12 protein-coding genes are annotated in these 11,639 nt (G+C 65.3%); 9 read left to right on the forward strand and 3 right to left on the reverse strand.

All coding sequences use genetic code 11. From position 1 onward, the window contains the following. The first annotated feature begins 210 nt into the window (after positions 1 to 210). The 3 genes from LWC34_RS31175 (at position 211) to LWC34_RS31185 (ending at position 2,775) form a co-directional block, all read left to right on the forward strand. On the forward strand, positions 211 to 1,362 hold the full coding sequence (locus LWC34_RS31175; RefSeq protein ID WP_233728629.1) for a putative hexosyltransferase: 1,152 nt from the start codon (positions 211 to 213) through the stop codon (positions 1,360 to 1,362). A 32-nt stretch (positions 1,363 to 1,394) separates the two neighbouring features. Next, positions 1,395 to 2,309, forward strand: a complete 915-nt coding sequence (locus LWC34_RS31180) for a polysaccharide deacetylase family protein (protein ID WP_233728630.1) — start codon at positions 1,395 to 1,397, stop codon at positions 2,307 to 2,309. A gap of 79 nt (positions 2,310 to 2,388) precedes the next feature. Beyond that, positions 2,389 to 2,775, forward strand: a complete 387-nt coding sequence (locus LWC34_RS31185) for a polysaccharide deacetylase family protein (protein WP_233728631.1) — start codon at positions 2,389 to 2,391, stop codon at positions 2,773 to 2,775. On the opposite strand, the gene LWC34_RS31190 is transcribed toward LWC34_RS31185, so the two are convergent. Next, entirely contained in the window at positions 2,772 to 3,164 is a 393-nt protein-coding gene (locus LWC34_RS31190; RefSeq protein ID WP_233728632.1) for a DUF2237 family protein, read from the reverse strand. The genes LWC34_RS31185 and LWC34_RS31190 overlap by 4 nt on opposite strands. Positions 3,165 to 3,191: 27 nt before the next feature. Then, positions 3,192 to 4,370, reverse strand: coding sequence for an FAD-dependent monooxygenase (locus LWC34_RS31195; RefSeq protein WP_233728633.1), 1,179 nt, complete (start codon positions 4,368 to 4,370; stop codon positions 3,192 to 3,194). 105 nt (positions 4,371 to 4,475) lie between these two features. On the opposite strand from LWC34_RS31195, the gene LWC34_RS58220 reads away from it, so the two are divergent. Further along, the gene (locus tag LWC34_RS58220) at positions 4,476 to 5,387 is read left to right on the forward strand and encodes a TetR/AcrR family transcriptional regulator C-terminal domain-containing protein (protein ID WP_233728634.1); all 912 of its coding nucleotides are present in this window, start codon (positions 4,476 to 4,478) and stop codon (positions 5,385 to 5,387) included. A 36-nt stretch (positions 5,388 to 5,423) separates the two neighbouring features. Continuing rightward, positions 5,424 to 5,891, forward strand: a complete 468-nt coding sequence (locus tag LWC34_RS31205) for a MarR family winged helix-turn-helix transcriptional regulator (RefSeq protein ID WP_233728635.1) — start codon at positions 5,424 to 5,426, stop codon at positions 5,889 to 5,891. On the opposite strand, the gene LWC34_RS31210 is transcribed toward LWC34_RS31205, so the two are convergent. After that, complete coding sequence (locus tag LWC34_RS31210; RefSeq protein ID WP_233728636.1) at positions 5,886 to 6,803, reverse strand: ABC transporter substrate-binding protein; 918 nt, start codon at positions 6,801 to 6,803, stop codon at positions 5,886 to 5,888. The genes LWC34_RS31205 and LWC34_RS31210 overlap by 6 nt on opposite strands. Positions 6,804 to 6,910: 107 nt before the next feature. Here LWC34_RS31210 and LWC34_RS31215 point away from each other — a divergent pair, with 107 nt between their 5' ends. The 4 genes from LWC34_RS31215 to LWC34_RS31230 are packed head-to-tail and all read left to right on the forward strand — an operon-like array spanning position 6,911 to position 11,594. Next, positions 6,911 to 7,861, forward strand: coding sequence for an NAD(P)-dependent oxidoreductase (locus tag LWC34_RS31215; protein ID WP_233728637.1), 951 nt, complete (start codon positions 6,911 to 6,913; stop codon positions 7,859 to 7,861). Next, on the forward strand, positions 7,854 to 9,098 hold the full coding sequence (locus LWC34_RS31220; RefSeq protein ID WP_233728643.1) for a M24 family metallopeptidase: 1,245 nt from the start codon (positions 7,854 to 7,856) through the stop codon (positions 9,096 to 9,098). The genes LWC34_RS31215 and LWC34_RS31220 overlap by 8 nt, the downstream gene beginning before the upstream one ends. Positions 9,099 to 9,112: 14 nt before the next feature. After that, the gene (locus LWC34_RS31225) at positions 9,113 to 10,540 is read left to right on the forward strand and encodes an NAD-dependent succinate-semialdehyde dehydrogenase (protein WP_233728645.1); all 1,428 of its coding nucleotides are present in this window, start codon (positions 9,113 to 9,115) and stop codon (positions 10,538 to 10,540) included. A 52-nt stretch (positions 10,541 to 10,592) separates the two neighbouring features. After that, on the forward strand, positions 10,593 to 11,594 hold the full coding sequence (locus LWC34_RS31230; RefSeq protein WP_233728646.1) for a LacI family DNA-binding transcriptional regulator: 1,002 nt from the start codon (positions 10,593 to 10,595) through the stop codon (positions 11,592 to 11,594). Positions 11,595 to 11,639 lie beyond the last annotated feature (45 nt).

Raw genomic sequence — 11,639 nt, forward strand, 5'->3', positions numbered from 1 at the left:
CACAGACATATCGCCCCAACCAAGATCAGATGCCCTCTAAGCGGCGACCGGATGCAGGCATCGTTCTCCTTTGAACGTTCCGGTGGCGGCGGTTGGGTCACGCCAAGTGTCTGTGGTCTGGACCACGACCGTCAATAGAACCGGGCATTTCGATCAAACGCTCAGCCAGCTCCCAGTTCGCACCCAGCTGGATCTGGTCTTGTGTCGGACGTGATCCGAATAGCCCGTCCTGGCCAGGTTTTCCTCGTCGCTGCCGCGATCGTTCTGCTCACCGTGGCCGTCCGGCTGGTGCTGCTGGACTTCCAGTCGATGGACTACCGGATGTTCGTCGCACAGTGGTACGACTTCATCAAGGCCAACGGCGGTTTTTCCGCACTGCGATATCAATTCGCCAACTACAACGTGCCGTATCTGTATCTGCTGGCGGTCCTGACGTACTTGCCGGTGCCTGCCCTGGTCGGCGTCAAGGTCATCTCGATCCTCTTCGACCTGCTGCTGGCGTTCTACGCGTACAAGCTCGTGGCGCTGAAGTATCCGCGTGGCTGGGTGCCCTTCCTTGCCGCTGCGACGGTCAGCCTGTTACCGACAGTCGTCACCAATGGCGCCTTCTGGGGCCAATGCGATTCGATCTACGCCGCGTTCGGCGTCGGCGCGGTGTACTACACCGTGCGTTCCCGGCCGTGGCTGGCGTGCGTGTTCTTCGGCCTGGCGCTGGCTTTCAAGCTGCAGATCGTGTTCCTGTTCCCGCTGCTGTTGATCCTTGTGTTGCTGCGCAAGGTGCCCTGGCCTGGGCTGCTTGTCGTGCCCGGTGTCGTGTTGCTGCTCGACGGCCCGGCTTTGCTCGCGGGCGCGAACCCTGTGCAGCTGCTTTCGGTATACGTCGATCAAGCAGGGCAGGACACGCGGTTGACCTTGAACGCGTCGAACATCTACCAGTTCCTCAACGTCACCAACTCCGCTGACCTGATCAGGACCGCGGGCGTGTTGTTCACCGGGACGCTGGCGTTGATCGTGGTGCTCGGTGTTGTGGCGAGCCGGATGCCGCTGACGATTCCGCGCGTGATCCTGCTGGCAGGAGTGTTCGCGATCCTTGTGCCGTTCTTCCTGCCCGCGATGCACGAACGCTACTTCTACCTTGCCGACGTGTTTTCCGTGATCGTGGCGTTCTACTTCCCGCGCAGGCTTTGGCCGGTACCGTTGCTCGTCCAGTTCGCGTCGTTCTTCTCATATACGCCGTTTCTGTTCGGCAAGGTGAGCGTGGACCTCAAACTGCTGGCCTTTTCCATGTTGGCAGCGCTTGTGCTGGTGACACGGGAGCTCGTGCTGGAAACCCGGAGACCCTTGACGCCGATTGGAGACTGATTAGGAAACCTTCCGAACTATTGGGGGTGAACATGATCAGGTCCGTGGTCGGCGCCGCCGTCCTCTTACTGGCAGTGTCAATCCCCGCGAATGCCGCACAACCATTGACAGTGTCGGTGAACCACGCGCCATCGCACTTCTTGCCGGGCATGATCGCCGCATACGCCACGATCACAGTCACAAACCCCGGCAGATCCTCTGCCACGGGAACGGTTACTGTGAGCGACACTTTGCCCGCCGGACTGACCGCGACAGCGGTCGCTGGCGAAGGATGGACGTGCACCGCAACGACCTGCCAGCGAAGTGACGCTCTGCCACCACGTTCGTCCTACCCGCCGATCCGGGTAGTCGTGAACGTCGCCGCCGACGTGCCCGACCAGCTCGTCAACACGGTGACGGTCAACGACATCAAACGCACGGACGTGATCCCGGCGCGGGACGCCTGTCCGAACGGATGGGCGCCGGAACAAACGATTTCATACGGCCGAAGCGATTCCGGAGTGCGAAACCCGCAACGTGCGGACGGATGCACGTTGCAAGATGTGGTGTGGAACGCCGAACCGTTCCGCGGCAAGGCCGACTTCCTGAGCACAGTGGACAAAGCAGCTGCACAGTTCCGGTTGAACGCCCATCAACGACTGGCTGTCCTGGCCGCGGCGGCACGCTCGGACGTCGGCACGAAGCCGCAGATCGACAACTCCTGCGACCGGCGGATCGCCTTCACCTTCGACGACGGAACCTCGATCTACCGGCCCGAACTGCTCAAAACACTCAGGGAGAAGCAAGTCCACGGGGTGTTCTTCGACAACGGCGTGCGCGTCGAAGCCAACCCGCAGTGGGCCAGATTCCAGGCACGCGAAGGCCACGTCGAACTCAACCACACCTACTCGCATGTCCACATGGACCAGCTCACGCCCGAGCAGAACCGGGAAGAGGGTACTGCGTAACGAAAAGGTCCTGAAGGCAGCGGGCGCGCCAATCGATTTCACAGGCATCCGGCCGCCTTTCGGCGGATCGAACCCGGCCGTGCAGAAGCTGCTGATCGAAATGGGGTACACGTACTTCCTCAACCGCATCAACACTTCCGACTGGCTGCCCGAGATGACCGCGACCGCCATCAGCGACGACATCGTGCGGCAGTTGAAACCCGGCGTGATCATCGGGATGCACGACGGCCCGATCGACACCCCGTCCGGCGCGGCGACAGTGCAAGCCGTCGGGATGATAATCGACAAGGCGCGGGAACTCGGATACTGCTTTGGTGTGGTGGACGCGTCCGGTCAGGTGATCGCGGACCGTTATGTCTCGTCGGGCGAACCGATTCCGGCCGTCAAAGCACCAGTGCCGTACCGGATCCCGCTCGCGTTCGGCACCGAAGAGGAGATCCCGCAGCCATGGCGGCCGATTCGTTAAAGCAGTGAACTGGGGTCGGCTGGCACGTCGACCGCGTACTCCTGCAAGGCTTCCAGCGGAACGACATCCAAAGCACGGGCGTGCGTCGCGGCGAGCACCACTGGCGCCGCGACGCCGGCCTCATAGGACTGCAGCCAGCGGGAAGCCACCACGCACCAGCGGTCTCCCGGCTTGAGCCCGGGGAAACCGAAGCGTGGCTGTGCGGTGGCCAAGTCGTTGCCGATTTCCCGCTGGTGCTGCAGGAACTCGCCGGTCATCACCGCGCATACGGTGTGACTGCCCGCATCCTGCGGGCCCGTGGTGCAGCAGCCGTCTCGGTAGAAGCCGGTCACCGGGTCAGTGCCGCATTCCTCGAGGGCGCCGCCGAGTACGTTCCGGTCGTCGCTCATACCTCACAGGGTCGCACACCATGCCGATCATCCGGGAGAGACAGAACGTGTGTATGACTTCAGCGTGATGGAACTGGCCGCCTTGTCCATCCCGCCCATCATCTTCTTGCGACCGGGCAGACGCGTCAGCAGCCGCATGAACTGGTTGCGCAGCCAGATACCTCGCCGGGTACGCGGCAGGAAACCGTTCGTGCCGCCTGGTGGGCGTTTGCGGTTCGTCGCCACGTAGTCGCGCATCTCGTTCTGGTATCGGGCAAACGCGTGTTCATGTCCATTTTCAGACAGTTCACCCGCCAGGACGTACGCGCCGACGATCGCCATGCTCGTGCCCATTCCGATGGAGCCGCCGAACGCGGAGTCGCCGAGCAGCACCACACGCCCGTTCGACCAGTGCTCGACGCGCACTTCCGTGAACCGGTCCACATAGACGTCCTCGGCCCGCCACAACTGTTCGATCAGGCCGGGCACATGCCAGCCGACGCCGTCGAACTCCCTGGCCAGCAGCGCTTTCGGATCGCGCCGCGCGTCGGGCACCACCGGCCCGGAGAACGCGAACATGGCACGGACCTCGCCGCTGTCACCCACCGGATACAGGATGACGTTGCGGCGCGGCACGCTGTACATCAGCTCCCAGCCGTCGAAGTCGAGGTCAAGCCGCGCGGCGAAGTAAGCCGAGTAGTAGCCAAGATCCCGCACGTCCGCCTCGAACATCAGCTCACGCACGCCAGAGCGGACGCCGTCCGCGCCGACCACGATGTCGAAGGTCCGAGGTGCTGCTTCGGCGAACGTGACATCGACGCCGTCCGCGTGTTCGGTCATCGCGACAATCCTGTCGCCGAACAGGAATTCGACGCCCGACGGCAACGCCTCGTGCAGGATACGAACGAGGTCACCGCGCAGGATCTCGATCTCCGCGACGATTCCGCCTGAGTCGCCGAAGTCGTCGCCGCCCATCCTGGCCACGTGCTCGCCGGCCTCGTTGAGGAACGCGATGCCGTGCGTTCCGGTGTGGTGCGCCCGGATGGTGTCCATCAGGCCCATCCGGGAGATTACTTCCCGTGCGGTGCCACGGATGTCGATCGCCTGTCCGCCGGTTCGCAATGCCGGGGAGCGTTCCACCACCGTCGGGCGGAAGCCGTATTCGGTCAGCCAGTAGGCAAGTGAGAGTCCGGCTATGCCTGCCCCTGAGATCAGCACAGTGCGCATGGGATACACCGTACCGAGATGGGCATACAGCGTACAGCGAACTAGTGCACTGGACGCTGTTATGCTGCCTTTGTCCCGGTTCGGTGCTCGTGCGCTGGAGGGTTTGTGACGGCTGAAGCGCCCTATCGCCGGATCGCGGCGGAGATCAAGGCGCGCATCGCCAGCGGGGAACTCCGGCCCGGTGATCGGATCCCGTCGACGCGGCAGATCACGCAGGAGTGGGGCGTCGCGATGGCCACGGCGACCAAAGTGATCGCGGCACTGAAAGACGACGGTGTCGTCGACACGAAACCAGGCGCTGGCACGGTAGTCAGGCCGGTCACGCAGCCAACTCGCAAGTACCCCAAAGAGCCCGATCTCGGCAAGGAGAGAGTGGTCAGGGCGGCCATGGCGATCGCGGACGCCGAAGGCCTCGGCATGGTCTCGATGCGCCGGATCGCCACCGATCTCGGCGTGGCCACGATGTCGTTGTACCGGCACGTGACCAGTAAGGAAGACCTGATCGTCGACATGGCCGACGCCGCGTTCGCCGAGCAGCCGTTCCCCGATCGGATGCCGCGGGCCTGGCGAGAGTGTGTCGAGATCGCGGCGCGTCTGATGTGGACAGTCTGCCGCCGTCATCCTTGGGTGGCGTCGGCGATGTCGATGACGAGGCCGCGCGTGTCGCCGAACGTGATGATGTATACCGAATGGACAATGACCGCGCTTGGCCGGTTAGGCCTGCCGTTGACCGAGAACTGGTACACGCATCTGAGTATTTTCGGCCATGTTCGCGGACTCGCGTTGACATTGCAGGACGAACTGCAGGCGCGGCAGGACACTGGGGTGACGCATGAGGAATGGATGGCGACCGAGGAGGCCGCGCTTGATCGATTGCTGGCGACCGGCAGGTACCCGACGATGGCGGCGACGATCAAGGTCGACTTCGATTATGACTTGGACAAAGTCTTCGAGTATGGCTTGCGGTTGTTACTCGACGGGGTCGAACACAAGCTGCGGACGCGCGAACTACACTGACCGGTTACTGGCCGGTACGGCACAAAGGCGGAACACATGACGACCCGGGCACAGCGAGTCAAGGCGAATCCCGATCTCGGGGTGCTGGCCGGGCGGTTGTTGTTCGCGGTGCAGAACGAACTGTTCAGTGCGCTTGCCGCCAAGGGGTTCGACGACCTGCAGCCGCGCCATGGCGCCGTGATGGCCTACATGGATCCCGACGGTGTCCGCGCGACCGACCTCGCCAGGTTGTCCGGTCAGCACAAGCAGGTGATCGGCACGCTCGTCGACGAGCTGGAACGGCTTGGTTACGTCGAGCGGCACCCCGATCCGGCCGACCGGCGCGCGAAGCTCGTCTGCCCGACCGAGCGTGGCCTTGAGCAGATGAAGGCCGCGGACAAGATCATGGCCGGGTTGCAGGACCGGCACGCCCGCAGGCTCGGCCGGGACGCGTTCGCGCAGTTCAAGGCCGCGTTCATGGACGTGGCCGAGCATCAGCGCAGGGCGGTCGCGAAGCGGTCATGACGCGGGCAGCAGTCCGTCGTCCACGATCCCGGAACCGAGCACGCTCTTGAGCGTGAGCTTGGTGGCCCCTGGCTGATAGCGGTTGCGTAGGTCGATCACCGTGCTCAGCGCGTCCGGTGACATCCAGCCGTCCGGGATCAGGCCTTCGGCAGGGTCGGTCAGTGTCTTGAGGTAGCGCTCGGCGGTCGCACGATCCAGACCGCATCGGCGTTCCGTGGCGGCCAAGGCCAGATCGGCGTGCTTGCCTGCGACGAGGTCGGTGGCTGTCTGCAGGAGTGTTTCGATCAGCCGGGCGAGCATGTCGCCGTCGCGCTCGATCGTCTCCCCGCGTGCCGCGAGCACGGTTCCGACGTACGGCCCAATGCCCGTCACGCTGCTCAGCCGCACAGCACCCTCGGCTTCGGCCCGCAGGTCATTGCCCGCGTTGAGGATCGTCATGTGGCATCGCGCCCCGAGCAACGCTTCGGTACGCCGGGGCGTCGAACCCATGGCCTCGATGGTGTAGTCGTCGCCCTTGCGCAGGCCGAGCCGGTCGAGCAGGTCGTAGGCGATGAACGCGAACCCGGTCGTCGGCGCGTCGACGCTCAGCACGCCGCCGCGCAGCTGCTTCGGCCCGGCGCAACCGGCTTGGCCGAACAGCGACAGCCCTAGTCCGCCGTCGATCGCGGCGAGTATTCGCACGTCCGCGGTTCGGCTCAGTGGGTTGTTCGGCAGACAGCGGTACGCTACGACGTTGTCCGGATTGGTCAGCACGGCATCCAGCTCGCCGTCCATCAGTGCGGCAAACTGGGCGGGCGACGATGTGGCGGGGATCTCCAGCACGTCGAGTTCGGCGTGTCTCAGCGCGCCCGTCTCGGCGGCGACCTCGACCAACACCGAGGGACTGAAGGTTCCCACTCGCACCGTGCGCACGAACGCAATCGTTCGCACATCACTGCCCGGAGTCAAGTCCTTGACGACGGCAGAATCGAGAGGCATCGTGAATGCGAACGATTGCAATCACTGGGAGCGAGGTAACGATGGCGGCCATTCCCGCGGACCGTCCCCGGATCGGCTGGATCGGCTGTGGCCGGATGGGTGCGGCCCTGGCCAAACGCTTGCTGCTGGCCGGTTACGACGTGGCGGTCTACAACCGGACGCGGGCGAAGGCGGAGGCGCTCGTCGAACTCGGCGCGACCATCGCCGAGCGCCCGATCGACCTCGCCGACCGTGATGTGGTCTTCACCATGGTGGCCGCCTCGGCCGACCTTGAAGACGTCACCGCGGGCAAGGACGGCGTGCTGACCAACCCGGACGTCGCGCCCAAGGTGCTGATCGACTCGTCGACGGTCTCCGAGGAAGCCTCGGCGAGCGTGCGGGTCGTGGCGCTCAAGCGCGGCACCGAACTGCTCGCGGCGCCGGTCAGCGGCAACCCCAAGGTTGTCGACGCGGGCCGGGTGACGTTGGCGGTGTCCGGCCCGCGCCCGGTGTTCGACCAGGTCGAGCCGGTGCTCGCGGCGCTGGGCAAAGCGGTGACGTACGTCGGCGAGGACGAGGTCGCCCGTCTGGTCAAGATCGCCCACAACGTGTTCCTCGGTGTGGTGATCCAGTCGATGGCCGAGATCACCGTGCTGGCCGAGAAGGGCGGCGTGAGCAGGGCCGCGTTCCTCGAGTTCCTCAACCAGTCGGTGATGGGCTCGGCGTTCAGCCATTACAAGACCCCGGCTCTTGTCAACCTGGACTTCACCCCGACGTTCACGATGCCGTTGCTGCGTAAGGACTTCGACCTCGGCCTGCAGGCCGCGCGGACGCTCGAAGCGCCAATGCCGGTCGCCTCGGCCGCCGCGCAGATCGTGTCGGCCGCGATCGGCGCGGGCTACCGGGACGAGGACTTCTCGGTCCTGATCCAGGAACAGGCCCGCAGGGCCGGAATGAAACTGGAGCCGGAGGACGCCGACGTGACCGACGGTCTGGAGGCGAAAGATGGCTGATAACCGGCCCATCCCGGCGCCGGGACACGGCGCCGTCGACTACGAGCAGCGCGTCGACTTCGACCGGTTGCGCGCGTATCGCGTCGAAAGGGCCAAGGCGGCGCTCGAATCCAGTGAGTGCGGTGCCTTCCTGCTGTTCGACTTCTACAACATCCGCTACACCACGCAAACGTGGATCGGCGGCGCGCTCGGCGACAAGATGACCCGCTACGCGCTGCTGACCCGAGGCGGCGAGCCGATCCTGTGGGACTTCGGCTCGGCCGCGCGGCACCACAAGCTGTATTCGCCGTGGCTGGAGCAGGACAACTGCCGGGCCGGGATGCTCGGCCTGCGTGGCGCGATCGCCCCGAGCGCCGGGCTGATGGAATCGGCCATCGCCGAGATCAAGGACATCCTCACGCAGGCAGGCGTCGCGGACGCGCCGGTTGGCGTGGACATCGTCGAGCCGCCGTTCCTGTTCGAGATGCAGCGCCAAGGCCTGAAAGTGGTCGACGCGCAGCAGTTGATGCTGGACGCGCGGCAGATCAAGTCGGTGGACGAGATCACCCTGCTCTCGCAGGCCGCTGCCATGGTCGACGGCGTGTACCAGGACATCGTCGAGGCGCTGAAGCCCGGCGTGCGGGAGAACGAGATCGTCGCGCTGGCCAACAAGCGGCTCTACGAGATGGGCTCCGACCAGGTCGAGGCGATCAACGCGGTGTCGGGGGAGCGGTGCAACCCGCACCCGCACAACTTCTCCGACCGGCTGATCCGGCCAGGTGACCAGGCTTTCTTCGACATCATCCAGTCCTACAACGGCTACCGGACCTGCTACTACCGGACCTTCAGCGTCGGCAGCGCGACCGATTCGCAGCGCGACGCGTACCGCAGGGCCCGCGAGTGGATGGACGTGGCCATCCAGCTGGTCAAACCCGGTGTCGGGACGGACGAGATCGCGTTGTCGTGGCCTGCCGCGACCGACTTCGGGTTCGCCGACGAGATGGCCGCGTTCGGCCTGCAGTTCGGTCACGGCCTCGGGCTGGGCCTGCACGAACGGCCGATCATCTCCCGGCTCAACAGTCTGGACAATCCCGTCGAGATCCAGGCGGGCATGGTGTTCGCGCTGGAGACGTACTGCCCCGCGTCCGACGGGTTCTCCGCCGCCCGGATCGAGGAAGAGGTCGTGGTGACCGACCGCGGCGCCGAGGTGCTGACGAAGTTCCCGGCACAGGACCTGTTCATCGCCAACCCGTACTAACGAAGGCTGTTCGCATGAAGACCGAGTTGTTCATCGGCGGGAAGTGGCTGCCCGCCTCGGATGGCGCGCGGATCCCGGTGCTCGACCCGGCGACCGGCGACGAGATCGCGGCCGTGGCCAGCGCAACCGTGCAGGACGGGCTGGCCGCGGTCGACGCGGCCGCTGCCGCGTTGCCTTCATGGGCCGCGACCGCGCCCCGTGAGCGCTCCGACCTGTTGATGACTGTGTTCAACCTGATGCAGGAACGTGCGGATTCCTTGGCACGCTTGATTGTCCTGGAGAACGGCAAAGCTTTGCCCGACGCGGTGGGCGAAGTGAAGTACGCGGCCGAGTTCTTCCGCTGGTACGCCGAGGAAGCCGTGCGGGTCGAAGGCACCGTGCAGACCGCGCCCGGCGGGCAGAACCAGATCATGGTGCTGCGTCAGCCGATCGGCGTGAGTGTGCTCGTGACGCCATGGAACTTCCCGGCCGCGATGGCGACCCGCAAGATCGGGCCCGCGCTGGCCGCTGGCTGCTCGGTGATCCTCAAGCCTGCCAGCGAGACGCCGCTGACCGCGCTGGCGATCGGTGCCCTGCTTGAAGAAGCCGGTGCGCCACCGGGACTGGTCAACATCGTCCCGTCTCGTCGGTCGGGCCCAGTCGTTTCGGCGATGCTGGCGGATCCGCGGGTACGCAAGCTGTCCTTCACCGGCTCGACCGAGGTTGGTCGCAGGCTGCTGGCGACCGCGGCCGAGAGCGTGCTGTCGTGCTCGATGGAACTTGGCGGAAACGCGCCATTCCTGGTTTTCGACGACGCCGACCTGGACGCGGCCATCGAAGGCGCGATGATCGCCAAGATGCGCAACGGCGGACAGGCGTGCACCGCGGCCAACCGGTTCTACGTGCAGGCAGGCATCGCGCCCAAGTTCGCCGCGCGGCTGGCTTCAGCCATGGGCGAGCTGGCGATGGGGCCGGGCACGGCTGACGGTGTCCAACTCGGGCCGTTGGTGAACGCCGAGGCAGTGGACAAAGTGGACAGCCTGGTGTCCGAGACGGTTTCGCTTGGCGCGCGGACGTTGGTCGGCGGCGCCCGCCCGGATGGACCTGGGTTCTACTATCCGGCAACTGTGCTCGCCGACGTGCCGTCCACGGCTCCCGTGCTGGCTGAGGAGATCTTCGGGCCGGTCGCGCCGATCGTGACGTTCAGCTCCGAGGACGAGGCGGTCAGGCTGGCCAATGCGACCGAGCACGGCCTGGTGTCCTATGTGTACACCGCGGATCTTGCCCGTGGGCTGCGGGTCTCTGAGGCGCTGGAGTCCGGAATGGTCGGGCTCAACCGTGGCCTTGTGTCGGAACCCGCGGCGCCGTTCGGTGGCGTGAAGCAGAGCGGGCTGGGCCGGGAGGGTGGTCACGAGGGCCTGCTCGAATACACGGAGTCCAAATACATTGCTGTGAAGTGGTGATTATGGCCCGATAGCGGTAGGTAACCCGGCTGTTACCGCTAGGGTGACCGCCGTGGAAAAGCCGCCAACGATCAAGGATGTCGCCAGCCTGGCCAAGGTGCACGCGGCGACAGCCAGCCGTGCGCTGAATCCCCAGACCAGGGGCAAAGTCAGCACGCGGACAGCCAACCGGGTGCTCGAAGCCGCGAAATCCCTCGGCTACGCGCCGAACTCGGCGGCGAGATCGCTGCGCACCAAGACATCCTCGGTGGCCGGCGTGATCATCCCGGACCTGCGCAACCCGGTCTTTCCTCCGATCGTCCGAGGAATCGAGGACGGGCTGCGCGAAGCGGGCTATATGGCCCTGATGGGCAATACGGATGGCGACGAAGAACGCGAACGCGAGCTCCTGCTGGCCATGCGCGGCAGACAGACCGACGGCTTCATCCTCGCCACCGGCCGCCGCAACGACCCAACGCCCGCCGACCACGTCCCCACTGTGCTGGTGAACCGTCGAACCGACTCCAGTGACATCCCTTCAGTGACCAACGACAACAACGCGGGCGTCTATTCGGCCGTGCAGTTGCTTGCTTCGCTGGGGCACACCCGCATCGGTCACGTCGCCGGGCCGCAGGAGCTGTCCACAGGCTGGGAGCGCTACCGGGCGTTCGTCGATGCCATGGCATCACACGGTTTGGAGGTCGACCCCGGGCGTGTGGTGTTCTCAACGGCGTTCACCGAAGAGGCCGGATATCGCGCCGCAGTGGAGTTGCAGCGGGACGTCACCGCGGTCATCGCGGGCAACGACCTGATCGCCCTTGGCTGTTATTCCGCTTTGGACGAGCACGGCTTGTCGTGCCCTGACGACGTGTCCGTGGTCGGCTTCAACGACATGCCGTTCGCGGACAAGCAACGGCCAGGGCTCACGACCATCCGGATCCCGCACTACGAAATGGGTCTGGAAGCGGCCAGGCTGCTGCTCGAACGGATCGCGAACCCGACAACGCCCGCCAAGCGCGTGATCCTGCCCGTCGAGCTGATCCGCCGAGGCTCAGTCGCACCTAAAGGGTCGTGAGTGGTTAACCGAGTTAGAACCCTGCTAACCACTCACGAGGGCTGA

Source organism: Kibdelosporangium philippinense, assembly GCF_021390435.2.
Classification (GTDB): domain Bacteria; phylum Actinomycetota; class Actinomycetes; order Mycobacteriales; family Pseudonocardiaceae; genus Kibdelosporangium; species Kibdelosporangium philippinense.